This is a genomic window from Niveispirillum sp. CC-CTL257 (genome assembly GCF_059489915.1).
In genome coordinates, this window is record NZ_JCAJXE010000001.1 from 1,768,749 (window position 1) to 1,793,535 (window position 24,787).

Below are 24,787 nucleotides of genomic sequence, written 5' to 3' on the forward strand. Positions count from 1 at the left end.
CCCTCACGGGCGCCACTCAAACATGGTCAACAATGTCCGTTGAATGACCGGCTTGAAATTATTGTCAGACACCAGATAGACCGCGACCCCGCCGCCCGGCAGGGGTCGCGTGTCGATCCCTTCATAATTCTCTGTCGCCATGGGTGGCTGCAACCGGGCGATCTCCTGCCCCTCCACCACGCCACCCGGCGTCAGGTCCTTGGCTTCGACCCGCACGATGCGGCTGCCCCAGCCACCCAGCAGGCCGACCCGGCGCTCCAGCACCAGGATGCCGCCATCGGGCAACCGTGCGGCATCGACCGGCAGGAAGGGCGACAGCGCCTGATAGCTGAATTCACCCCACGCCCCCGGCACGCCGATCCAGGCTTTGTGCCGTCCCTCCCCGTCCCCATCCTCGGCAATGGCCAGCAGGCGGCCATCGGGCAGCGACAGCAGCGTCTCAATCCCTGAATTGAACGGCAGGCCCGCGAACCCGTCCGGCACCGGCAGTTCCACCGCCGCCGATCCCGCCAGGGCCGGCGGATAGCGCAGGATGGAATGCCGACGCTCCATCGACACGGCCCAGCCATCCCCCGGCCAGACCCCGATCAGGGCCAACCCTTCGGTATCGTTGAAGAAACCCGGCAACCCCTGTCCGTCGCTGCCCAGCAGCGGATCAATGCTGTAATCCCCCGCCGCGACCAACTCCCCCGACGGGCCATAGGATAACCGCCCCGCAACACGCTTGCCCCGGTCGCTGATCGCCACGAACTGGCTGCCATCCGGGCTGACGCGCAGCGACGACAGGCCGCCGAAATCTGGATTCGCATCACGCAGATGCAGGGTCCCGCGCCAGACCAGCTCCCCCGCCCGCAGGGGTGCCGTCGCTTCCTCCAGCAGGGCCACCGGCACGCTGGGCGGCCCGTCCTGACCGATGGCACAGCCAGCCAGTGTCAGCGCCAGGAACAGGGCGGCGGGCAGACGCAGAAGGGGGCGCGGCATTCAACTACTCCGTTCAGGGGAAGCGGGGGCGACGGGCGTATCTCCATCGGATGGGGGTATGTCATCCCCCCTTCCTATCGCGGATGCGAAACGTTTATCCTGTTCAATGCCATGGCAACAGTATGACAATCACAGGCGGTTGGCGCGATGAGTGACAGTGAACTGACCCTGCAACCCGATCCTGCGGCGGAAACCTCCCGCCTGGACCGGATCGAAGCAAGACTGGCAGCGCTGGAGGACCGGATCGCCGGGGCCGGTGCCGCCCTGCCGCCGCCGCGCGACCCGGAACCGGCCCCCGCTGCCGCCGGCCCGGCCAGCGCCTCGGCACCGCCCGGCACCCCGGCCTTTCTGGAGCCGTTGAATGAATTCGTGCGCAACAACCCCGTACTGTCGCTGATCGGCGGCATCGTCGTGCTTGTCGTGCTGTCCCACCTGTTCGGCTGAAAAGGGTCGATGGCATGAGCGGCTATAATTTCGAGACCACGATGAAGTTCAAGAATCGTGGCGATATGGACAAGGCGGAAGACTGGATCAGCGCCAATATCAAAGGTCTCTGGGCCCTGGAATTCCTGGGCATGCAGGAAGAGATGAGCGTCGATACCGGCCTGCGCAGCAATGTGCTGAAGGTCCTGTTCAAGTTCGGCCGCAAGGAAGATTTTGAACGGTTCCGCACCGAATATGTGCTGGGCAAACCCTACAACGCGCCCAAGCAGGCCGGAAAAGCCGCCGAAAAGCCCAAAGGCTTCTTCGCGCGCCTGTTCAGCTGAAAGCCGACCACCAAGGCAACTTGGATAGACCCAAAAAACAACAGCCGGATGTCCCCCGACATCCGGCTGTTGCTGTTCTGGACAGGCTGGTCGGTCCTATCCAGAAATCTTTTTGCCATTGACCTTGACGCTGGCCAGCCCGGAAGAGCTGATGCGCCGGTCCTTGGCCTCGCCATTGAAACTGACAGAGCCGAGGCCGGACACGGACACGTCCAGCAGATCGACCTTGCCGTCATTGAGATCGACATCGCCGACGCCGCTGACCCTCACGGAGACGGGGCCATTGACGCCGGCGACATCAACATTACCGAACCCGGCGATCCTGATATCTGCGCCCTGTCGCACGGTGCCGATATCAATATCGCCCGCTCCGGCGATGTTCAGGTCCAGTTTGCCGGCGATATCGCCGGTATGGATGCCGGCGGCCCCCGCCACATCAATGCGGGCCTGGCTCAACCGACCGGTTTTCAGATCGGCGGCGGCGCGGATGTCGGCGGTCAGCGGGCCATCCAGATCTCCCACTTCCAGCTTGCCGATCATATCGTCGATACGGATGGCGCCACCCTTGGGAATGGTGATGGTGATGATTACGTCGCCATCCTCGATTTTCCAGTTCCGGTGGCCCTGCTTGTCGATCGGCTTTGACCGGGCGACAACCACGCCGCCATCGCCGGCTCGCGCCGACAGCAGGGGGAATTCCTCGGGTTCGGCATCAATGGTCACTGTCATGCCCTTGGCCGACGGATCGACATTCACCCTCACCTCGCCCACCACATCGCGGACGGTCAGGGACGATCCATCGAACCGCATCGGCCCTGAATTCTCGGCCTGGGCCGCCCCCGTCAGGGCCACGAATGCGATGCTGGCAAGAAGGATGGAAGCAGATTTACGCATGATCAACGGCCCCCCACGGCCCAGGTTTGCGGGCAGAACTTCCCCGTTTCCCGCCACCGATGGCGGCGGGATGGAACGGCATATCGAATTTAAGACCGACCGATACCGGGCAGGCCCGGCGCTTGAGGGCGAACTTAACTGCTCCGACCGGTCACCCGGACATTGCCGGAACCGGACTGGTCGATGCTCTGGTTGCGGGCGACGCCGTCCAGCAGCAGCGAACCCGAGCCATTGATCTCCACGGCCAGCGGATCGGCCACGCCGGACTGGATACGGATATCGCCAGACCCGTTGATCTCGGCATTGATGGCGCCATTGGCATGGGCCAGGGTGATCTCGCCCGACCCGTTGATGGACAGGGCCGCCTTGCCGCTGGTGCGGCCCGTGGCGACGGAACCGCTGCCATTGATCTCGATCTCGATGTCGCGGTCGACATCGCCCAGCTTCACATCGCCCGACCCGTCGATGCCGATGCTGGCGGTGGACACCCGGCCCACACTCAGCTTACCGGAATTCATGCCATCCACGGACAGGGCACCGCGCAGATCGCCGACCGTGCCCTCCCCCGTGAACCCGTCAATCTCCAGCTTGGTGCCGGCGGGAACGGTCAGGGTAACGGTGATCCAGTCATCCTTGTCGCGCCAGCGGCGCTCACGCGGGCTGTCCTTCTGATGGATGACCAGATCGTCACCCTGCATCTTCACTTCGACCAGCTGCACCCAGCGGTCGGGGCCGGTCACGGCGGCGGTCACCTTGGACGCGCCGCTATCGACCTTCACCTGCACCTGCCCGACAATATCGTCCAGCGTGACCTCGCGGGCAGCATAATCCTGCGGGCCAAAGGCCAGCGCCGGCAGCGCGGTCAAGGTCAGGGCGGTGGCGAACAGGGCGGCTTTCAGCGACATGATGGTCAGGCTCCGATAGGATCGGTTGGTTCTGACCTCACTACAGCAACGCCCGTGCCAAGCCGAAAAAGGGCGGAAATGCGTGGGGCGGCTGGCGGAGTGATAGAGAATACGACGACAAAGTGGCGAAAATCATCATCCGTAGCGCGGATTAGGCGAAGCCGTAATCCGTGGAACCCCGCCCCCAATGTGGGCCCGCGGATTACGCTTCGCTAATCCGCGCTACAGATCACACCAGATCATCCTTAAACCACCCCACCAGTTCCTCGACCTTCACAGCCTCCTGCGTGCCGGCCACCATGTCCTTCACCAGCACCTCGCCCTTGGCCTTCTCGTCGCTGCCCATGATGACCGCGTACCGGATGCCGGCCTTGTCGGCATATTTGAACTGCTTGGCCGGCTTATCAGGAGACAGATAAATCTCCGTATTCACCCCACCGGCCCGCAGGGCGGCACCGATGGAGAGATAATCGGTCAGCAGGGCCTGATCGAACTGTGTCACCAGTACCTGCACGCAGCTATCGCCATCCTGGACGATCCCCGCCTGTTCCAGCGCATAGAACAGGCGCGTCAAACCGATGGAGATGCCGACACCCGGCAGCTTCGACTTGGTGTAAAGCCCGGCCAGATTCTCATACCGCCCGCCGGAGCAGACGGAACCCAGCGACCGGTGGTCGGTCAGGAACGTCTCATAGACGGTGCCGGTGTAGTAATCCAGGCCACGGGCAATGGCGAGATTGATACGCCAATGCGTCTCCGGCACGCCGAACGCGATCAGGGCGGCCACCACCTGGCGCAGTTCCTCGACGCCTTCCTTGAACAGATCATTGTCCAGACCCAACCGGTCCAGATGCGCCAGCGTATCCGCCGACGATCCGCTGAACCCGATCATGTCCAGCACGCTGGCCGCCTGATCAGGGGACAGGCCGATCCCTTCCCCCGTCAGCAGGTTCAGAACTTCTTCACGTGACAGCTTGTCCAGCTTGTCCACCTGCCGCAGCACCAGGATGCGGATGCCGGGATCAGTGACGCCCAGCGCCTCGAACATGCCCAGCAGGATCTTGCGATTATTGAAGTTGATCTGGAACGGCCCGACATTCAGTTCCGTGAACACGGAATAGATGACGGCGGGCATTTCCGCGTCATAGGCGACGGGCAGGCTGTCCTTGCCGATCACATCAATGTCGCACTGATAGAATTCGCGATACCGGCCCTTCTGCGCCCGCTCGCCGCGATAGACGCGCTGCATCTGATAGCGGCGGAAGGGAAAGGCCAACTCGCGTTCATATTGCGCGACATAGCGGGCGGTCGGCACCGTCAGGTCGAAGCGCATGGCCAGATCGGGCTTGTGCCCCTGTTCAATGGCGCCCGTCGACTGCACGAAATAGACCTGCTTTTCCGTCTCCCCGCCCGATTTGGACAGCAGCACATCGGCCACCTCGAACACCGGCGTCTCCAGGGGGATGAAGCCGAACCGTTCATAATTGCGGCGGATCGTGTCCAGCATGCGCTGAAAAGTGATCTGCCGGCGCGGCAGCAGTTCCATGGTGCCGGCGGGGGTACGGGGGGTGATCAGGGCCATGTCGGTCTGTTCCGGACGGAATTTCAACAATCTGTCCAGCCTTTTACCGGTCAGCCGCGTCGCCCGCCAGCCTCATCGGCGGCAGGGGCGCCATGCCCGAACATCCTCACGCGCAGGCGCTTGCCGGTCCCTGGGCCAGCCAGCGCAGGGCCGATGCCTCATCCTTGAAGGCGCGATGCTTGGCACCCGGATAGAAACTGGCCAGGATGATCAGGAAACGCGGGTAATTGTCGGGCAGAAGATAGGCGCAGCGCACGCTTTGCCGGTTCGTCAGGGTCCAGGGTGCATGTCGGCGCAGGTCGCGGATCATGCCCCAGTCAACGGACCCCGTGAACCGGCGGATATCCACCAGCACACGGTTGTCGGGCCGCAGCAGCCCATCCTCTACGGCCAGTTCCATGGCCATTTCTATGTCCGCTGGCATCACATCACCCGCCAGATGGAAACAAAGAAAACCCTCGCTTAACGCGATGGAAATAAAGCCGGATCGGTGACCAACGGAAAACATGGGGCCGGCAATCCACCTAACCAGGAAAGCGGCGCGCACTATGGCTTCCACCACTCATTCCGTCAATGGTGGCGAAGATAATTTATACGATTATTCTCGAAATCCGTTTCGGCCTTCCGCAAACCCTTCATAAGGGGTTGCGTCAACATCACGCCGCGATATCAACGACCGGCCCGAGGGGCGGCCGGATAGGCCGCCCATCCTGCAACCACTGCCGCGCCATATCTTCATCCGGGAATGCCCGATGCTGGGCCTGCGGATAATAACAGGCGGCCACCGCCATCAGGGCCATTCCCTCTTCCCGCAGGACATAGGCCAGTTTCACGCCCTGATCATGCACCCAGGGGGCATGCCGCCCCATACGGCGAACAACATCCCAATCGACAACACCGAAAAACCGATGCAGGTCGATCAGAACGCCCCGCCCTTCATGATAAAGGCCTGCCTCGTGCCCGATCTCGACGGCCAAGTCGACATCCGTCGGCACAGCCTCCCCCGTGACCAGCAGGGAGATGACATCATCCTGTCTTGAGACAGTAATAAATCCTGCACGAAAGCCGACTGAAAACATCAATGCAATCCCGCTGTCCCGTGGGGCGGCCCGAACATTGCCGAACCTGAGGCATTTTTCAATGTGAGCCTTAACATGATTGGTGCATCGCTGCCGTGACGTATCACACAGCGATAATCAATGACATTGCCCAACCGACCCATCGCCACAGACCCGCCCATCGGCCCAGCGGGCACCCGTCAGGTCGGCATTGCGCAGGTCTGCCCCTTCCAGCCGCGCACCCGTCAGATCGGCCCCCTTCATGACCGCACCCACCAGCTTGGCATTGCGCAGATCGGCCCCCTTCAGGCTGGCACCCGACAGATCGGCGCGGGTCAGGTCCGCCTCAATCAGGCGCGTGTCGTCCATCACCGTCCGCGCCATGCGGGCCGACAGAAACTTGGCGCGATAGGCATCCGCCCCTGACAGCTTTGCATCCGACAGATCACTGCGCTGGAACGTCGCCTCGCGCAGCATCGCCTGACCCAGCGACACACCCTTCAGGTCACGCCCATCCATGTAACAGCGTCGCCAATTGACATTGTCGGCAGCCGCATCGGTACAGGCGGCTATGGCATGCCCCGCCCCGATGACCATGATGATCAGCAGGCCGACGACACGTTTCAGATTAGCAATATTTGCAACAAACGATGAGGGAAGGTCTTTCATGTCATGAAAATAAGGATCGCCCCCCGCCGGCGCAACCGCCGGCCCTGAAAATGATCTCTTTTCTGCAAACAGGGGGTGGATATGGCGTTTGCGCGGATTGCAACATGGCTGCGACTGTCGCAAAGTCACTCCAGGGAAACTTCTATTGTGGGATAGTGCGGAAATATGGCCGTGCGGCGTTATTTGGGCCATTCCGGTATGATGCGCTGGTTCTGGGCGCCTCTTGTCGCGACATTGATCCTTTCATCCCTGTGGGTCGGTCTGTCCGCCGCCCTGACGCAACGACCGCTGGCCGCGGATGGCGTGCTGGACCTGCGCGGCTGGGACTTCCGTAAGGACGGGCAGATCTTCCTGGAGGGCGACTGGCAGTTCTGGCGCGACCGGCTGGTATCCCCGGCGGAAATCACGGCGGGGGCGGCCCCGGTGCCGGCCCTGCTGGAGGTGCCCGGTCGCTGGACCAGCCAGCGGGTGAACGGCGTACCGCTGAATGCGGAGGGCATTGGCACCTATCACCTGCGCGTGTTGCTGCCCAAGGATGCGCCGCCGCTGGCCATGCGCCATAATCAGCGCTTCGTGGCCTGGAACGTCCTGGTCAATGGCGAACGCGCCATCTATGCCGGCAATGTCGGGACCGATGCCGACAGCACGGACAGCGCCGGGCAGAAGGCCATCTCCGCCGTCGGGCCCATCGACGGGGTGCTGGATATCACGGTGCAGGTGGCGGCCTTCGGCGGCTATGGTGGCATTCCACGCGCCCTGCTGCTGGGCGATGCCGACAGCATGTATGGCGACTGGCAGCAGGAACTGGCCTTCCGCACGGCCTTCCTCTCGGTCTGCCTATCCATCGGCCTTCTGTACCTGATCCTTTACGTTCTGCGCCCGCGTGACCGGGAATGTTTGGTCTTCGCCGTCATGTCGGTGGCCATCGCCCTGGTACAGCTGACTTCCAACACACCGTTGGGCAGCGAGGTGCTGTATTCCCTGCCGGGGCAGCTGCTGGGTTTCCTCAATAATGTGATGTTCCCCTTCGTCTGGCTATCCTGTCTCGCCAGTGCTGCCCTGCTGTTCCCCGGCTCCCTGCGCCGGGGGCTGGCTTGGCCCTCCTTCCTGTGCATCCTGGCGGTGCCGTTGGCCAGCCTGTGGACCCTGCAATTCCCCTGGCTGCTGACCTGGACGGCCACCATCGGCCTGATCCTGGCCATGATGACCCTGATCGTCGCCACCCTGACTGCGGCGCGGCAGCGGCAGCCCCTGGCCCTGCCCATGGCCATCGCCTGGACCGTGCTGGGCATTTCCAATCTGGCCCTGGTCCACCGCGTCGGCTTCACCGGCATCATGGAGGCCGGGTACTGCTTCATGCTGTTCCTGCAGGCGGCGCTACTGATCGACCGGCTGCGCCACATGCTGGATCAGGCCAAACAGTCCAACGCCCGTCTCGCCGCCCTCAATGGCGCGCTGGAGGATCAGGTGGCCGACCGGACGAAGCACCTGTCGGAAACCGTCGATCGCCTGCAACTGGCGCAGGACCGGCTGGTACAGTCGGAGAAACTGGCCAGCCTGGGCCGCCTTGTCGCCGGTGTCGCGCATGAGGTGAACACCCCGGTCGGCACCGCCCTGACCACCGCCACCCATCTGGCACAGCAGGTGGAAGCGGCGGAGGAGGCGATGGCCGCCGGCACTATGACGCGGCGGCAGCTCTCCGACTTCCTGTTGGAGGTGAAGGAAGCGGCGAACCTGCTGACCACCACGGTTGAGCGCACCGCCGCCGTGGTGCAAAGCTTCAAGCAGATCGCCACCGAACGCTCGGACGAAACCCGCCGCCGCCTGGACCTGCACGACCTGCTGATGGAGCTGCGCCCCGCGATGGAGGTGCGGACCGACGCGCCGCATGTGCGTTTCGTCCTGGACAGCAAGCCGGGTCTGGTGCTGGAAACCAATGGCGGCGCCCTGACCCAGGTTCTGGGCCAGCTTCTGTCCAACTGCATGGACCATGCCTTCCCTGACAAGCGTCCCGGCATTGTCCGCGTCTCGGCCAGCCTGACCACCGACGGTTCCGTCGATCTGGTGGTGGAGGATGATGGCATCGGCGTTGATCCTGATATCCGCCCGCGCCTGTTCGAGCCCTTCACCACGACGGGCCGCGCCGATGGCCGCACGGGCCTGGGCCTGCACATGGTCTATACGCTGGTGGCCGGTCCCCTGGGCGGCACCGTCTCGGTAACCGACCGGCCCGATGGCGGCACCAGCGTGCATGTCCGCCTGCCCGCCACCCCCCGGACGGAGGCTGAAACCACCGCTCCCCCCGCCATCCCCCGTGTGGGCGCTGTCGGCATGTCAGCCATCATCACATAAAGATATCTTTATGTTTGCATGCGAGATGCCCCGGCGCTAAAACCAATGCCAGGGACGCCTTGCTGCGTCCGGCTGTTGGATGATGGAGGGCTTGAGATGACCAGGGCTGAACGGCTGTCCCGGCTGCGTGATATTGCACGTCAGCGTATCCTGGTGATCGACGGCGCCATGGGCACCATGATCCAGCGGCACAAGCTGGAAGAGGAAGATTACCGGGGTGAGCGGTTCAAGGACTGGGCCCATGATGTGAAGGGCAACAACGACCTTCTGTCGGTGACTCAGCCGAAGATCATCTATGACATCCATGCCCAGTATCTGGATGCTGGTGCCGACATCATCGAAACCAACACCTTCAATTCCACCAGCATCAGCCTCGCCGATTACGGCATGGAGAAGCTGGCCTATGAGTTGAACTTTGAAGGGGCGAAGCTGGCCCGGCAGGCCGCCGACGCGGCGGAGGCCGCCGACCCGACCCAGCCGCGCTATGTCGCGGGTGCCCTTGGCCCCACCAACCGCACGGCCAGCATCAGCCCCGTCGTCACCGACCCCGGCTTCCGCAATGTCGATTTTGACGAACTGCGTCTGGCCTATAAGGAACAGACGGCGGGCCTGATCGATGGCGGGGCCGATGTGCTGATGGTGGAGACCATCTTCGATACGCTGAACGCCAAGGCCGCCTTGTTCGCGATTGAGGAAGTGCTTGAGGAAAAGGGCCTGGACCTGCCCGTGCTGATTTCCGGCACCATCACCGACCGTTCCGGTCGCACCCTGTCGGGTCAGACGACGGAGGCTTTCTGGAACAGCCTGCGCCATGTGAAGCCCTTCTCCATCGGCCTGAACTGCGCCCTGGGTGCCGACCTGATGCGCCCCTATATCCAGGAATTGTCGCGCATCGCCGATGTCTTCGTCTCCGCCTATCCCAATGCCGGCCTGCCGAACGAGTTCGGGCAGTATGACGAAAAGCCCGAACATATGGCCGCCGACCTCCAGGGCTGGGCCAAGGATGGCTTGGTGAACATCGTCGGCGGCTGCTGCGGCTCCACGCCCGACCATATCCGCGCCATCGCCCAATCGGTGAAGGGCCTGCCGCCGCGTGAACCGGCCAACCCGGAACGCTCCATGCGCCTGTCCGGTCTGGAACCGTTCACCATGCCCGCGTTCTGACCTATACCTTCCCGCCCCTGCCCTTCCCTTTCAGCGACAGAGCCAGATCATGACCGCCCCCCGCACCGCCAGCTTCATCAATATCGGCGAGCGCACGAACGTCACCGGCTCGGCCAAGTTCAAGAAGCTGGTGCTGGAGGGCAATTACGAGGCCGCCCTCGACGTCGCGCGTGAACAGGTGACCAACGGCGCGCAGGTCATCGACGTCAACATGGATGAGGCGATGCTGGACAGCGAGGCGGCGATGGTCCGCTTCCTGCGCCTGATCGCCTCTGAGCCCGACATCGCGCGGGTCCCGGTGATGATCGACAGCTCCAAATGGAGCGTGATCGAAGCCGGTTTGAAAAACGTCCAGGGCAAGCCCATCGTCAATTCCATCTCGCTGAAGGAAGGCGAGGAACTGTTCGTCGCCCAGGCGAAGAAAATCCGCCGCTATGGTGCCGCCGTCGTCGTCATGGCCTTTGACGAGAAGGGCCAGGCCGACACCCGCGCCCGCAAGCTGGAGATTTGCAAGCGTTCCTACGATGTGCTGGTGAACAAGGTTGGGTTCCCGCCCGAAGACATCATCTTCGACCCCAACATCTTCGCCGTCGCCACCGGCATTGAGGAACATAACAACTACGCCGTGGACTTTATTGAGGCGACGCGCGACATCCGCCGCGAATGCCCCGGTGCCCATATTTCCGGCGGCCTGTCCAACGTTTCGTTCAGCTTCCGCGGCAACAATACCGTGCGCGCCGCCATGCATTCCGTGTTCCTCTACCACGCCATCCCGGCGGGCATGGATATGGGCATCGTCAATGCCGGTGAACTGCCGGTCTATGACGATATCCCGGAGGAACTGCGGGAGCGGGTGGAGGATGTGATCCTCAACCGCCGCGACGACGCCACCGACCGCCTGCTGGAAGTGGCCGACAAGTACAAGGGCGGTGAGAAGAAGAAGGCCGCCGACCTGTCCTGGCGCAGCCTGCCCGTCAAGGAACGTCTGGCCCACGCCCTGGTCCACGGCATCGATGAATATATCGATACCGATGTGGAGGAGGCGCGCCTTGCCGCCGAACGTCCCCTGCACGTCATCGAAGGCCCCCTGATGGATGGCATGAACGTGGTCGGCGACCTGTTCGGTGCCGGCAAGATGTTCCTGCCGCAGGTGGTGAAATCCGCCCGCGTCATGAAAAAGGCCGTGGCCTGGCTGCTGCCCTATATCGAGGCGGAGAAGGACGGGGCCAAGTCCGAACCGGCGGGCCGCGTCCTGATGGCCACCGTCAAGGGCGACGTGCATGATATCGGCAAGAACATCGTGGGCGTGGTGCTTCAGTGCAATAATTTTGAGGTGGTGGACCTGGGCGTCATGGTCCCCTGCGCCAAAATCCTGGACGAGGCCAAGGCCCATAACTGCAACGTCATCGGCCTGTCCGGCCTGATCACCCCGTCCCTGGACGAGATGGTCTATGTCGCCCGCGAGATGCAGCGCACCGGCATGACGATGCCCCTGCTGATCGGCGGGGCCACCACGTCCAAGGTCCATACCGCCGTCAAGATCGACCCCAACTATGACGGCCCCGTGGTGCATGTGCTGGATGCCAGCCGCGCCGTCGGCGTGGCGCAAAGCCTGCTGAACCCCACCAACGGCCCCGCCTACACCGCCCGCATCAAGGCCGATTACGCTCAGATGCGCGAGGCGCACGCCGCCAGCCAACTGACCCGCAGCCGCCTGCCCTTCACCCAGGCCCAGGCGAATGCCCTGAAACTGGACTGGTCCAGCTACAGCGCCCCGCAGCCGTTGAAGCCCGGCGTCACCGTGTTTGACGATTACGATCTAGCCGAACTGGTGGCCCGCATCGACTGGAAGCCCTTCTTCCAGGCCTGGGAACTGCACGGCAATTTCCCCGCCATCCTGGAGGATGCGAAGGTCGGCGAAAGTGCGCGTGCCCTGTGGGCCGATGCGCAGGCGATGCTGCAACAGATCGTGGGCGAAAAATGGCTGCGCGCCAACGCCGTGGTCGCTCTGTGGCCCGCCAACAGCATCGGCGACGATATCGAGCTGTACACCGACAACACCCGCAAGACCGTGCTGGACCGCCTGCACATGCTGCGCCAGCAGATGGCCCGCGATCCGGGGCGGGAGCGGGCGAACCTCTCACTGGCCGATTACATCGCGCCGAAATCCAGCGGCGTGGCCGACTGGATCGGCGGTTTCGCCTGCACGGCGGGCATCGGCCTGGACGAGCGCGCCAAGGAATTTGAGGCCGCGCACGATGATTACAGCGCCATCCTGCTAAAGGCCCTGGGCGACCGTCTGGCAGAGGCCTTTGCCGAACGGCTGCATGAACGGGTGCGCACCGAACTCTGGGGCTACGCCGCTGGTGAGACCCTGACCAATGAGCAATTGATCGCCGAGGAATATCGCGGCATCCGCCCCGCCCCCGGCTACCCCGCCTGCCCCGACCACACGGAAAAGGCCACCCTGTTCCGCCTGCTGGACGCCACCAACATCGCCGGCATCACGCTCACCGAAAGCTTCGCCATGCTGCCCACGGCAGCGGTCAGCGGCTGGTACTTCGCCCACCCCGACGCCAAATATTTCGGCGTCGCCAAGATCGAACGCGACCAGGTCGCCGACTACGCCACCCGCAAGGGCATGACCCTGCCCGACATGGAACGCTGGCTGGCCCCCAACCTGAACTACGACCCCGATGCGGCAGACCGAGCGGCGGTGACGGCGGCGTAAAGGATGAACGCTGCACCCGCACCCGTAGCGCGGATTAGCAAAGCGTAATCCGCGGAACAACGCCGAGCAGCAGGTTTCCGCGGATTACGGCTACCGCCTAATCCGCGCTACGCCCCCCCTCACTGCCCCCCATCCGTCATCCCACCCCCCAACGTCATCCCCGCGAAAGCGGGGACCCAGCGTAAGGCGCGGTCAGCGCCGATATAACTCAGCACGCCACCGCCAGACCCGCACCCGATCAGTGCCCATCCGGCCAAAACCCCGCGTCCATGATCTGCTCAAACGACCACGGGCATTCCGCCGGAAACGTCGTTTCCGCCAGACCGGTTTCTGCGCTCACCTGGATCAGGGCCGTACCGTAAGCCTGCTCAATCGCCTCCCCCACCTTGGCCTTGAGGCTGGGGTTATCGTTCAGGTGAACGACAAGGTCCCGCCGCTGCACCTTGATCGTCGCCTCCCAGGAAGCCCCTCGCCGCACCGGTTGAAACTGCCATTTCAGCAGATGCAGCAACAGAACCGTCAGTCGGCTAACCAGCTCACGCTTCTCCGTCCTGCCCATGCTCTCGATTTCCTCGGCAATATTCTCGATGTCCGCCGCCGACAGCTTACCCGCCCGCAGCAGGGCCGCCTGCTCATTGGCCCAGGCATAGAAATCCGTCTCATAAAGATTCCCGCTCATGGCGCACCTCTACCCATCGAAACAGCTTGGATCATAGGGGCCAGACCAAACCCTGTCCAGCAAGCCCCCTGAGGCCACAAGGGCAGGCAGCAGCCACCGTTTCTGCCAGTCACGCCGGAACCAAGGGACCTTGATGGCAGAAATCGACGCCAATGACAGCGCCAGCCCCCCTACCGTCACCCCCAACCCACCGTCAACCCCATCCCCCACCGTCATCCCGGCGAAAGCCGGGACTCAGCGTAAGGCGCGATCAGCGCCAATATGACTCACCGCTCGCAAACCGGCTTCCCCCGAACCTTGCCCACCCCAACGCAAGATGCCACAGTGATTGGAACAACCTACGGAAGGGAACGCCATGACTGACCCGACGTTTCAGGATATACCACCGGATGCCGACACCCGCATCCTGACCATGGCCGAAACCGTTATGGGCGACCGAGAGCGCGCCCTATCTCGGCTGAGTTTACCTACCCATGGAACTACTGGGTAGCTAGCCGAACGCGCAAGTGGTTGGGGAAATTTTCAACAACACCTATAAGAGACAATTCGTATTATTATCTGATTTTATGGCGATTCAAAATATCTAAGCATATAGAAATCGAATTTAAACTTAGCGACATCTACGATATTTACAATTTACTAATAATTAATAATTTCTATTTTATTAATACTAACTAAAATTTCTATAGTTTATGAATTATCGTTGCAGCTTTGATTAACGATACAGCACTTTCTATTTCACCAATGCATCTATCAATTAATTCAATAAAATCAGGAGAAGATGCTGTCAATCCCCTAAAAGACAATTTAAACATGTGGTCCTTCTTGAATTCTCCATGAAATGATTTTTCCCATCTGCGCTCGTTTCTGTTTAGATTTTTAAGTGGCACTCTAAATATCTCAACTGAAGAAAAAATTAAAACTCCATCCCCATCAATAAATGAAAATGCTGGATGTATGTTTTTTAGCTCGCTAGCAGATAAACAAACTAGAGTAGCTACCGGAAAAATTACTCTATGCTTATCTATGTTATTTAGTTCATTTACGCAAAATAAAAAATTATTCCCTGACGGATATGGCCTCATTTCTTTGATCAAATCAATAAGTATTTTATCGCTTTCGCTGATTTGACAGTCAAAAATACGACTATCTAACTTCTCCATACTATCGGAGAATGGAAACTGAATTTTCCGTTTATTTTTAGCTTTATGAGAAACAAGGCCATAAACAATTACATCAAGAGATGATCGAAGATTATGGAATATATCCCCAACAACGACCGATATTTCTTCTGGAACTTCATGAATCTGCTTCATACTTACAATGGTGTTGGTTTTATCGCTATCGTAGCCAACGCACAATCTAAATGGAGATAACTTCATATAATTAGATACAATTAATTTTAAATCTGAAAAGTGCTTTCTAGCCCTAGAAATTTTCAATTCCGCAGATCGAAAGCCCAATTCTGGATTTGATTCACGATTGCTATCACCAGATAGATTTAACGACATATTAATCTCCATGTTTTATTCATTTATTATACAAAAATTATAGCGCATTTGATTATTCATAATGTCATTAGTGCATTGGTTCTTCAGGTCAAAATGACCATGGCCTGCGCATGGTGCGCCACTATCGCCGCGTCCACATCCACCTCCTTGATCCCCCGCGCCGGGTCGGCCTTCATGACATCAAATGTCGGGGCAACCTCATCGCGCAGCCATTGTTCAACTGCGTCGTCGCGGTCACGCAGGGCCTGGATGGCGGCCTGCATCACAGCACCGGCATTGGGGTATTGACCCCGCGCCACCAGTTCATCAAAAATCCTTCCCAGATGGTCCGGCACCGATACGGATCGCATCGCCGTTATTCCCGCAGGTTGTTTACTGGGGGATTATCGCATGTCAGTGACAAACCGGCAAATGCCCTTCCCTTCTCACGTCTCGTCTGCCACCCTATTCGCGTTCGCGGCAAGGGATGGGCGAGGCGGATCATGGATAACGCGACGCATCAGAACACCCCGCCCCTGCACAGCGGCAGGGCGAACAATGACCCGAAAGCCCCCACCTTCAAGATCGGCCTCCTGAAAGACAAGCTGGGCACCGCCCCGGACTTTCTGGAACCATTGTCCGCCGATGAACTGGCCGCCTGGGAAGCGCTGGAACAGCGCTGACGTGCGGGTCACCAACCGTAAGCCGCCAATCCCCTGGCCCCTGGGTCCCGGCTTTCGCCGGGATGACGGTTTAAGGTGCGCTGAGGGGCGGTAGCGGCATCGCCCGCCCTAACTCTGTCCGCCCCACCCCATCCATGGTAGGCTTTTGATCCTATCAACCACCCCAGCACCGCCCCCATGTCCGCCGCCTCACCCCCACCCCATCCCCCCGCGACGCGGCGTCCTACCCCGGCGATCCCCGCCCCCACGCCCTGTGAAACATCCCCTCGCACGATGTTGCATAGCGTTGCGCAGGAGCCACCGCACCCCACGGGTGAGACACAAAATCCGTGTTTAACAATGTTGCACAGGACCCACCCCGCTCCCCTCACCCTGTGCAACACCGGCCTTCATCGTGTTTCACTTCGTTGCGCAGACCCCCGCCCGCTGCCCCTATCCGCACGGCTTTCCGCCCGTTCCCGCCCCCGCACCTGTGCAACATGCAACGCGCCGATGTTTCACAGCGTTGCGCGGACGGCCCCACCCGCCACCCGTGCAACACCCCCTGAAAAACTGTTTCACCATGTTGCACAGGCCCGCCCCACCCCCGCCGCCACCGAATTCCCACGCCCGCCCCGCTTTAACCATGGCCGCAGTGCAACATGGGGCGTAGCATGGACCCCGCGTCCCTGGTCGGGTCGGGCGTGGTTATCGGGGTCCGTGGCGGCGCGGGGAACGGTCATCAAGACAGCAGGGGGAATTTTTCCGCTTGTCCGGCAGACATTTCCGACCACAGGGGGCGGCATGCCGCGCATTCATCTGGGTTGCCAGTTGACCTATGATTTTCCGCAACCAACCGCCATGATCGTCATGCTGAACGTGCATTATTCGCGCGTGGCGCAGTTGGAACGGCCCGATCACCTGATCACCGATCCGGCGGTGCCCATCACCTCTTACCGCGACAGTTTCGGCAATTGGTGTTCGCGCCTGCTGGCCCCGGCGGGGCGGCTGGTGCTGGGTACCGACAGTGTGATCCGCGATGATGGGCTGCCCGATCCCGTCGATTATTCCGCCATGCAGCATGCGGTGCAGGACCTGCCCGCCGACACGCTGCTCTATCTGCTGCCCAGCCGCTATTGCGAGACGGATAATCTGTCGGCGGAGGCCTGGCGGCTGTTCGCCGGTGCCCCCCTGGGCTGGGGCCGGGTGCAGGCCATCTGCGATTTTGTGCATGCCCATATCCGCTTCGGCTATGAACATTCCCGCCCCACCCGCACCGCGTCAGAGGCTTATGCGGAGCGGCGCGGCGTCTGCCGGGACTATGCGCATCTGGCCGTCGCCTTCTGCCGCGCCATGAATATCCCGGCTCGTTACTGCACCGGCTATATCAGCGATATCGGGCAGCCCCCACCCCATGGGGAAATGGATTTCGCGGCCTGGATGGAGGTGTATCTGGGCGGGCGCTGGCATGTGTTCGACCCGCGCAATAATCAACGGCGCATCGGCCGCATCCTGATCGCCACGGGCCGCGACGCCGCCGACGTGCCCCTGACCCACACGTTCGGGGCCAATACGCTGGCGGGGTTCAAGGTTTGGACCGCCCCCCTGCCATGAAGTCACCGCTCCGCCATCACCAGCTTCACGGCCAGCCCGACAAAGACCAGCCCCGCCACGCGGTTCAGCAGCACCTGCCCCCGGTCGGATGCGCGCAGCCAGCGGCTGATCCCGCCGGCGGCAAAGGCGATGGTGGAAAAGGCGGCCAGCGCCGACAGGATGAACAGGCCGCCCAGCACGAACAGCTGCGCCGTCACGCTGCCCCGTGCCGGATCGGTGAATTGCGGCAGGAAGGCCAGGAAGAAGATGGCAACCTTGGGGTTGGTGATGTTCATCAGGATGCCGCGCCGGTACAGCCGCCCCCATTCGCCCGGCGCATCCGCAGCACCCGGCCCCAACGCTTCCGGCTTCGCCCGGAACGCGCCCCAGGCCAGATACAGCAGATACAGCGCCCCCACGATCTTCAGCCCTGTGAATGCCAGCATCGACGTCTGGAAAATCACCGCCACGCCCAGCGCCACCGCTGCCGTATGCACGATCAGACCCGTACACAGGCCCAAGGTCACCACCACGCCCTTCCACGGCCCTTTCAGCGCCGATTGCGTCAGGACGAACAGATTGTCGGGTCCGGGTGCAAAGGCCAGCAGCAAGGCCGCCGTGACAAAGGTGACCATAATGTCGAACGGCAGGATCGTGAACAGGCTCGGCATCGGTTCGGGACCTCCGGCAAGGGGTGCTGCCCCCTTGATAACAGCTCCTCCCACCGCCGCACAGGCCGGTTGATCGGTTGCTGTCGGGTCGCTAGTTTCCTTGTCAACAAGGAGGATGCGATGCAGGCCGATACGACCCCGACCGGGCTACAGGATCATCTGGGTTTCTGGCTGCGGCTGGTGTCCAACCATGTCTCCGCCGCCTTTGCCCGCCGGCTGGATGGACAGGGCGTGACGGTGGCGGAATGGGTGATGCTGCGGGAGCTGTTTGGTGCCGATCCCCTGCCCCCGTCGCGGCTGGCCGACCGCATGGGCATGACGCGCGGGGCCATCTCCAAGCTGGCCGAAAGGCTGCTGGACAAGGGGTTGCTGTCCCGCACCGCCGACCCCGATGATGGCCGCGCCCACACGCTTTCCCTGACCGATGCCGGCAACGCCCTGGTCCCCACCCTGGCCCGGCTGGCCGATCAGAATGAGGCGGAGTTCTTCGCCATCCTGACGGCGGAGGAAAAAGCCGCGATGGAGGGGGCGCTGCGCCGGGTTGTGGCCCATCGCAGCCTGACGGGGATGCCCGTCACATGACACCCGCGCATTGGCATGACCAGATTGGCCAGGACATTAACCAATGCGGTTGGCGCGGGGCCGCTGGTTGCGCTATCATCCCGGCCCCGCATGACCAGAAGCCCTCACCGCCATGACCCCGCAGAACGACGGCCGCAAGCTTTATCAGAAAGTCGTCACCGCCATCTCCAACGCGATCCAGTCCGGCACCTACAAGCCCGGTCAGCGCCTGCCCCCCGAAAGGGATCTGGCCGAAGAGTTTGAGGTCAGCCGCCCCACGGTGCGCGAGGCGATGATCGCGCTGGACATCATGGGGCTGGTGGAGCCGCGCCACGGCTCCGGCATCTATGTCACCAACCGCCGTCCCGAGGGGGCCGTGGCCGCCGCCGCCACCGACCTGGATATCGGCGCCTTCGAACTGACCGAGGCGCGGCGCCTGTTCGAGGGGGAGGCCGCAGCCCTGGCCGCCACCACCATCACGGATGCGGAGCTGGCGGAGCTGGAGGTGATCCTGGCCGACATGGCCGACGAAAACCTGAAGAACGTGTCGGGGGAGAAGGCCGACCGCCGCTTCCATGTCGCCATCGCCAAAAGTACCCGCAACAGCGCCATCACCCTGGTCGTCGAAACCCTGTGGGATGTGCGGGACAAGTCGCCCTTGTGCCGGACCATGCTGGAGCGGTCGCGGCAGGTGGGGGTGCGTCCCCTGATCGATGATCACCGCGACATTGTTGAGGCACTGCGCACCCGCGACCCGCGCAAGGCCCGCGCCGCCATGCACCACCATCTGGGCACGGTTATTGAGAACCTGCTGACCGCGACCGAGCTGGAGGCGTTGCAGCGCGCCCAGATGGAGGTCGCGGCCAAGCGGACCGAATTCGCCCGCCGCGCCGCCATCTGAGGAAGTTTTATATCAGGCCACCGCGTCCTGAAGCGCCTGTTGCTGCTCCGCCGTCATCCCCGACACCTGGGCCGGGCTGAAGGCCGCGATCTGGGTCGTGGACATGGAATGGATCTGATAGGTGCTGAGCGACGCGATCTGGCCGCTGCTCAGGTTCGCCACCTGCGCCGCCGTCAGACCGGTGATCTGCAGGGCGCTCAACTGCCCCACCTGCGCCGGGGTCAGGCTGGCGGTCTGGGTGGTGGGCATGGCCGCAATCTGCGCCGGCGTCAGCTGCGCGAACTGGGCGCTGGTCAGCGATTGCAGCTGCGTGCCCGACAGGTTGGCGATCTGGGCATTGCTGATACCGCTGATCTGGCTTGGCGACAGCGCCGCGATCTGCTGGTTCGTCATGCCGCGCAGCTGTACCCGCAGCAGGCCCGACAGCTGGCTGGCGGTCATGCCCCCCACCGCGGTGGTGGTCAGCGACTGAACCTGCTCCACCGACAGGGCCTGAAGCTGGGCATTGCTCATGCCCGCCACCTGGGTAGATGACAGGACTGCCATCTGGCCAGCGGTCAGGCCGGACAGGGCGGCGGGGGCCAGACCACCGACCTGTTCAGCCGACAGGGCACCGATCTGGCTGGTCAGCAGCGAGCCCAGCTGCGTGGAGGTCATGCGGCTGAGGAAGGCCGTGCCCAGGCTGGACAGCTGTGTGCTGGACAGCTGATCGAACTGCAGGCCCGTCATGGCCGCCTGCTGGCCGGCACTCATCTCATTCAGGCGGCTGCCCGTCAGCTGGCCCAGCTGCGTCGGCGACAGGGCGGCGATCTGGGTCGGCGTCATGGCCGCGAACTGCGTGCTGGTTAGCGCGTTGATCTGGCCACCCGACAGAGCGGCCACTTGGCTGGTGGAAAGTGCCGCCACAAAGCCGGCAGACAGGCCTTTGATCTGGGTGCTGTCCAGCACCGCAATCTTGTCGGTCGTCAGGTAGGATGCCTGCGCCGCCGTCAACCCGCCCAGCTGGGTAGAGGTCAGGGAGCCGATTTCCGTGCTCGTGAAGGACTGCAACTGCGCCTGGGTCAGCGCCCCGAGCTGCGCCGGCGTCATCGATGACAGACGCCCGCTGGTGATGGCGTGGAACTTGGCCGCATCCAGCGCCGCCGTCTGATCCGACGTCAGGGCCGCCACCTGCTGTGTGGTCAGCGCCGCGATCTGCGAACCCGACAGGGCGTTCAGCAGGCCCGACGACATGGTGGAAACCACGGAAGGCGCGATGGCCGCGATCTGCGTGTTGGACATCAGCTGGATATGGCCGGTGCTGAAGGCATTGATCTGAGCAGATGTCATGCTCGCGATCTGCGTGGTGGTCAGTGCCGCCAGCCGCTCTGTATCCAGACCGGCGGTCTGGGAAGCCGGGATCGCCTTGATATGGGCTGCCGACAACGCCCCCATCTGGGCGCCCGTCATGGCGTTGAGCTGCGGCGTGCGCAGACCGGCGGCTGCCGTCGTGGTAAGGGCGGCCAGCTTGGCCGGGCTCATCGACGGGATCTGATATTCATTGAAACTGCCGATATGGGCGCTGCTCAAGGCGGCAAACTGTGCGGTGGTCATGGCCTGGATCTGGTCATCGCGCAGAACCGGCATATGGCTGGGATCGATCGCGGCGAACTGCGCCGGCGTCAGGCCGGCGATCTTCTCCGGCGTCAGCGTCTCCACCTGATCCCAGCCGAAGCCCGCCATCTGCGTGGGCGTCAGAACGGCCATCTGGGCAGCTGTCAGGGCACCGGTGCGGTCCGACGGCATGGCGCTGATCTGGCCGGCGGAAAGGCCGGTGATGGCCGCCGGCGGCAACGCTGCAATCTGCCAGGGCGCCATGGTGGACAGATGATCGGGGCTCAAGGCCGATACCTGCGCCGCCGTGATGCCGCTCAACTGCGTGGTATTCAGGCTGCCCAGCTGTTCATTGGAAAGGGATGACACCTGCTCCGCCGACAGGCCGGCAATCTGCGGGGCCGTCATGCCGGTCAACAGATCAGAACTGAGGTTGCGCAGCTGGCTGGCCGTCATGCCGGACAGGGCGGCGGGCGACAATTCCGCGAACTGCGTCGGGGTCAGCTGATTCAGACGGTTGATGTTCAGCACGCTGATCTGGTCGGCCTTCAGGCCGCGCAGCTGCGCCACACTCAGGCTGGCAAACTGCTCCTCGCCCAGGGCAGCGATACGGTTCAGGCTCAGTCCCCCAACCTGGGCCGCCGTCAGTCCGGAAAGCTGGTCGGCGGAAATCTGTGCGAACCGGCTGTCGGTGAAAGCGTTCAATTGACCGACCGTCATCCCCGCGAACTGCGCGGCGGTCAGGCCGCCAAACTGCTCCACGCTCAAGGTGGACAGCAGCTGCGGGTCCAGGCCGGCAACCTGCGTCACCGACAGGGCCGACAGTTGCTGGGGCGTCAGGGCTTGCACCTGCGCATCGTCCAGGCTGTTCAGCTGCCCGACCGACAGCGCCTTGATCTGGTTGTTCGACAGGCCCGCGACCTGATCTGGCGTCAGACGCCCGATCCGCTCTTCCGACAGGCCCGCGATCTGCGTCGCGGTCAGTCCAGCGATCTGCTCGCTTGTCAGCGACGCCACTTGTTCGCCATTCAGAGCGTTCAATTGCGTCGCCGACAGTTCGGCCAGCTGGGCGGGGGTCAGACCCGATGCCTGTTCGTTGGTCAGCAGCGAAATCTGGTCGGCGGTCAGGCCCTTGACCTGTGCCACGGACATCTGGCCGATCTGCTCCGCCGTCAGGGCGGTGATTTCCTCGGCCTGCAATACGGCGATCTGGGCGGATGACAGGCTTTTGATCTGGGTGGCCGACAGGCTGGCAATCTGCTCGCCGGTCAGGGCGGCGATCTGGCTGCTGGTCAGGCTGCTGATGCCTGTGGTGGTCATCCCGGCCAGCTGTGTGGTCGTCAGGCTGCCGACCTGTTCGGCAGTCAGGCCTTTGACCTGCGTGGCCGACAGGTTGCTGAGATGCGTGGAGGTCAGCGAGGATATCTGATCGGCCGTCAGGGCGGCCAGGGCTGCCGGCGTCAGGGCCTTCACCTGTTCATTGGTGAAATTGGCGATATGGTCGGCGGTCAGACCCGCGACCTGCCCATCGTCCAGGGCTGCCATCTGCGTCGCCGTCAGCCCTTCCAGCTGTTCAGACGTCAGGTTGGAGAGCTGGGCGTTCGTCAGGGCGGACAGGGCTGCGGGCGTCAGGCTGGCGATCTGGGTACGGCTCAGCGCCGCCAACTGCGTGTTGTCCAGAACCATGACCTGCGCGCCTGACAGGCCGCGCACCTGTGCAGCGCTGAGCTGCGACAGGGTCGTAGTGGTAAGGCCGCCCACCTGTTCGGGCGTCAGGCCGCCCATCTGGGTCGCCGTGAGGTTGCGAAGCTGCGTGCTGGTCAGGCTGGCGATCTGCGTTTCCGTCAGCGTGCCCATCTGGGTGCCCGTCAGGGCCGCCAGTTGCGCCGCCGACAGGGCGGAAACCTGCGTAGCAGACAGTTCGACCAGCCGGTCCTGCGACAGACCGCGCACCTGCGCCGGGCTCAATGCCGCGACCTGCTGCTCGGTCAGCGCCGCCAACTGTGCGCCATTCATGGCGTTCAGTTGCGTGGTGGTCAGGGCGCGCAGCTGCTCGGGCTTCAGCGCCTCAATCTGCGTTCCCGCCAGACCAGATACCTGCTGTTCGGTCAGGGCACCGATATGGGCAGCCGACATGCCGGCCAACTGGGTGGTGTTGATACCGGCCAGCTGCCCTTCGGCCAGGGACTTGATCTGGGTGGCGGTCAGGGCGGCGATCTGGGCGCGGCCCAGGCCCGCGAACTGATCATCCGTCAGACCGGCCAGCTGTTCGGGCGTGAAACCGCGTATCTGATTGGCGGTAAGGCCTGCCATCTGCGTGGTGGTCAGCGCCGACAGCTTTTCATTGGTCAGGATGGCGATCTTTGCCGGGCTCAGGGAGGCAAGTTGTGCCGGGGTCAGCGATCCGATCTGATCGGCATTGAAGCCTGCGAACTGGGCCGTGGACAGCGACGCCAACTGCGTGGCGTTGAAACCGGCCACCTGCGACGGCGACAGAGTGGCAAGCTGGGCCGGGCTGAAGAACTTCACCTGTGCCGCCGTCATCGCCGTCAGTTGAGCCGGCGAGAACGAGATCAGCTGCTGATCGGTCATTGCGCCGAACTGCGTCTGCGTCAGCCCCTTCATCTGGGCGCTGCTGAATTCCGCCACCTGCTCTCCGGACAAGGCCGCGAACTGCGTCGTGGTCATCGCGGAAATCTGGGTAGCCGTCAGCCCCTTGATCTGACTGTTCATCAGACCGGAAACGGTATCGGCTGACAATCCCTTGATCTGGGTGGTGGTCAGGCTGCCGATCTGCGCGGGCGTAAAGCCCGTCCACTGCGCGGTATCCAGCGCGTTCAGCTGATCGCCCGTCAGACTTTTCACCTGGGCACCGGTCAGGGCGGACACCTGCTCCGTGGTCAGCCTGCCCAGGGTCGTGCTGTTCAACGCGCGCAGCTGCGCCGTCGTCAGGCTCTTGATCTTGGTAGTGGAAACGGCATTCAGCTGCGTTTCTGACAGATTGTTCAGCTGATCGCCCGACATGGACATCAGCTGCGCGCCAGAGAATGCGGCCATCTGATCGTCGCTGAAATTATCCAGCTGATCGTTGCGCAGCGCCTTGATCTGTGGCGCGGTCAAGGCCGCCACCTGGGTGGTGGACAGGGCGGCAATTTTTTCCGCCGTCAGAAGCGAAACCTCACGGGGGGTAAGGCCCCGGATCTGGGCGACACTCATTGCCGCAATGTCTTCGGCTTCAAACGCGTTGAACTGGTCATCATTCATGGCGGCCAGCTGAGCGGCGGTAAAGCCGATCTGGCTGCTGTTCAGGGCGCCGATCTGGGCAGCGGTAAAGCCCCCGATTTGCTTGACGGATACGGCGGCGATCTGCGTCTTGGACAATTGCCCAATATCGCTCAGCGAAAAGGAACTGATCTGAGCGGCGGTCAGGGCCGCCATTCTCTGCGGGGTCAGTTCGCTAATCGGGCCAATCGCAACCATGATTTGGTTCTTCCATTCAATCAGAATTCCAACGGAAACCCTTAATGCAAGGGT

21 protein-coding genes are annotated in these 24,787 nt (G+C 62.6%); 9 read left to right on the forward strand and 12 right to left on the reverse strand.

Features of this window, described 5'->3' with window-relative positions:
• Positions 1-3 precede the first annotated feature (3 nt).
• Complete coding sequence (locus ABC729_RS08455) at positions 4-981, reverse strand: esterase-like activity of phytase family protein (protein ID WP_495607180.1); 978 nt, start codon at positions 979-981, stop codon at positions 4-6.
• A gap of 147 nt (positions 982-1,128) precedes the next feature.
• Here ABC729_RS08455 and ABC729_RS08460 point away from each other — a divergent pair, with 147 nt between their 5' ends.
• Together ABC729_RS08460 and ABC729_RS08465 are read left to right on the forward strand one after the other, a co-directional pair.
• A complete protein-coding gene (locus ABC729_RS08460) occupies positions 1,129-1,425 on the forward strand; it encodes a hypothetical protein (RefSeq protein ID WP_495607181.1) in 297 nt (98 codons plus the stop codon).
• A gap of 14 nt (positions 1,426-1,439) precedes the next feature.
• Positions 1,440-1,748: a hypothetical protein gene (locus ABC729_RS08465; protein ID WP_495607182.1), complete on the forward strand. Its 309-nt coding sequence runs from the start codon at positions 1,440-1,442 to the stop codon at positions 1,746-1,748.
• Between the two features lie 96 nt (positions 1,749-1,844).
• Here the strand turns inward: ABC729_RS08465 and ABC729_RS08470 are convergent, their stop codons facing one another.
• The 6 genes from ABC729_RS08470 to ABC729_RS08495 all read right to left on the reverse strand — a co-directional run bounded on the left by ABC729_RS08470 (position 1,845) and on the right by ABC729_RS08495 (position 6,856).
• Positions 1,845-2,642 carry a GIN domain-containing protein gene (locus tag ABC729_RS08470; protein WP_495607183.1) on the reverse strand — a complete coding sequence of 266 codons (798 nt, stop codon included), beginning with the start codon at positions 2,640-2,642 and terminating at the stop codon, positions 1,845-1,847.
• A 134-nt stretch (positions 2,643-2,776) separates the two neighbouring features.
• Positions 2,777-3,547 carry a GIN domain-containing protein gene (locus tag ABC729_RS08475; protein WP_495607184.1) on the reverse strand — a complete coding sequence of 257 codons (771 nt, stop codon included), beginning with the start codon at positions 3,545-3,547 and terminating at the stop codon, positions 2,777-2,779.
• Between the two features lie 229 nt (positions 3,548-3,776).
• Positions 3,777-5,159 carry a histidine--tRNA ligase gene (gene hisS / locus ABC729_RS08480; RefSeq protein ID WP_495607185.1) on the reverse strand — a complete coding sequence of 461 codons (1,383 nt, stop codon included), beginning with the start codon at positions 5,157-5,159 and terminating at the stop codon, positions 3,777-3,779.
• Between the two features lie 76 nt (positions 5,160-5,235).
• A complete protein-coding gene (locus ABC729_RS08485) occupies positions 5,236-5,637 on the reverse strand; it encodes an STAS/SEC14 domain-containing protein (RefSeq protein WP_495607186.1) in 402 nt (133 codons plus the stop codon).
• A 148-nt stretch (positions 5,638-5,785) separates the two neighbouring features.
• Positions 5,786-6,208 (reverse strand): hypothetical protein, encoded by a 423-nt coding sequence (locus ABC729_RS08490; RefSeq protein ID WP_495607187.1) that lies wholly within the window; start codon positions 6,206-6,208, stop codon positions 5,786-5,788.
• Between the two features lie 117 nt (positions 6,209-6,325).
• Positions 6,326-6,856 carry a pentapeptide repeat-containing protein gene (locus ABC729_RS08495; protein WP_495607188.1) on the reverse strand — a complete coding sequence of 177 codons (531 nt, stop codon included), beginning with the start codon at positions 6,854-6,856 and terminating at the stop codon, positions 6,326-6,328.
• Positions 6,857-7,027: 171 nt separating this feature from the next.
• Here ABC729_RS08495 and ABC729_RS08500 point away from each other — a divergent pair, with 171 nt between their 5' ends.
• The 3 genes from ABC729_RS08500 to metH all read left to right on the forward strand — a co-directional run bounded on the left by ABC729_RS08500 (position 7,028) and on the right by metH (position 13,103).
• Positions 7,028-9,208, forward strand: a complete 2,181-nt coding sequence (locus ABC729_RS08500) for an ATP-binding protein (protein ID WP_495607189.1) — start codon at positions 7,028-7,030, stop codon at positions 9,206-9,208.
• Positions 9,209-9,304: 96 nt separating this feature from the next.
• Positions 9,305-10,372 carry a homocysteine S-methyltransferase family protein gene (locus ABC729_RS08505; protein WP_495607190.1) on the forward strand — a complete coding sequence of 356 codons (1,068 nt, stop codon included), beginning with the start codon at positions 9,305-9,307 and terminating at the stop codon, positions 10,370-10,372.
• Between the two features lie 49 nt (positions 10,373-10,421).
• Positions 10,422-13,103 carry a methionine synthase gene (gene metH, locus ABC729_RS08510; protein WP_495607191.1) on the forward strand — a complete coding sequence of 894 codons (2,682 nt, stop codon included), beginning with the start codon at positions 10,422-10,424 and terminating at the stop codon, positions 13,101-13,103.
• Between the two features lie 238 nt (positions 13,104-13,341).
• On the opposite strand, the gene ABC729_RS08515 is transcribed toward metH, so the two are convergent.
• The 3 genes from ABC729_RS08515 to ABC729_RS08525 form a co-directional block, all read right to left on the reverse strand.
• The gene (locus ABC729_RS08515; protein ID WP_495607192.1) at positions 13,342-13,782 is read right to left on the reverse strand and encodes a DUF29 domain-containing protein; all 441 of its coding nucleotides are present in this window, start codon (positions 13,780-13,782) and stop codon (positions 13,342-13,344) included.
• 683 nt (positions 13,783-14,465) lie between these two features.
• Positions 14,466-15,305, reverse strand: coding sequence for a hypothetical protein (locus tag ABC729_RS08520; RefSeq protein WP_495607193.1), 840 nt, complete (start codon positions 15,303-15,305; stop codon positions 14,466-14,468).
• Positions 15,306-15,376: 71 nt separating this feature from the next.
• The gene (locus tag ABC729_RS08525) at positions 15,377-15,643 is read right to left on the reverse strand and encodes a ribbon-helix-helix domain-containing protein (RefSeq protein WP_495607194.1); all 267 of its coding nucleotides are present in this window, start codon (positions 15,641-15,643) and stop codon (positions 15,377-15,379) included.
• A 132-nt stretch (positions 15,644-15,775) separates the two neighbouring features.
• Here ABC729_RS08525 and ABC729_RS08530 point away from each other — a divergent pair, with 132 nt between their 5' ends.
• Complete coding sequence (locus ABC729_RS08530) at positions 15,776-15,955, forward strand: hypothetical protein (protein WP_495607195.1); 180 nt, start codon at positions 15,776-15,778, stop codon at positions 15,953-15,955.
• Between the two features lie 783 nt (positions 15,956-16,738).
• Positions 16,739-17,548: a transglutaminase-like domain-containing protein gene (locus ABC729_RS08535; RefSeq protein ID WP_495607196.1), complete on the forward strand. Its 810-nt coding sequence runs from the start codon at positions 16,739-16,741 to the stop codon at positions 17,546-17,548.
• A gap of 2 nt (positions 17,549-17,550) precedes the next feature.
• Here the strand turns inward: ABC729_RS08535 and ABC729_RS08540 are convergent, their stop codons facing one another.
• Positions 17,551-18,198 (reverse strand): LysE family translocator, encoded by a 648-nt coding sequence (locus ABC729_RS08540; protein WP_495607197.1) that lies wholly within the window; start codon positions 18,196-18,198, stop codon positions 17,551-17,553.
• Positions 18,199-18,318: 120 nt separating this feature from the next.
• Here ABC729_RS08540 and ABC729_RS08545 point away from each other — a divergent pair, with 120 nt between their 5' ends.
• Together ABC729_RS08545 and ABC729_RS08550 are read left to right on the forward strand one after the other, a co-directional pair.
• Positions 18,319-18,780, forward strand: coding sequence for a MarR family winged helix-turn-helix transcriptional regulator (locus ABC729_RS08545; protein ID WP_495607198.1), 462 nt, complete (start codon positions 18,319-18,321; stop codon positions 18,778-18,780).
• A gap of 112 nt (positions 18,781-18,892) precedes the next feature.
• On the forward strand, positions 18,893-19,660 hold the full coding sequence (locus tag ABC729_RS08550; protein WP_495607199.1) for a FadR/GntR family transcriptional regulator: 768 nt from the start codon (positions 18,893-18,895) through the stop codon (positions 19,658-19,660).
• Between the two features lie 12 nt (positions 19,661-19,672).
• Here ABC729_RS08550 and ABC729_RS08555 read toward each other — a convergent pair whose 3' ends face one another.
• Positions 19,673-24,733, reverse strand: coding sequence for a hypothetical protein (locus tag ABC729_RS08555; protein ID WP_495607200.1), 5,061 nt, complete (start codon positions 24,731-24,733; stop codon positions 19,673-19,675).
• Positions 24,734-24,787 lie beyond the last annotated feature (54 nt).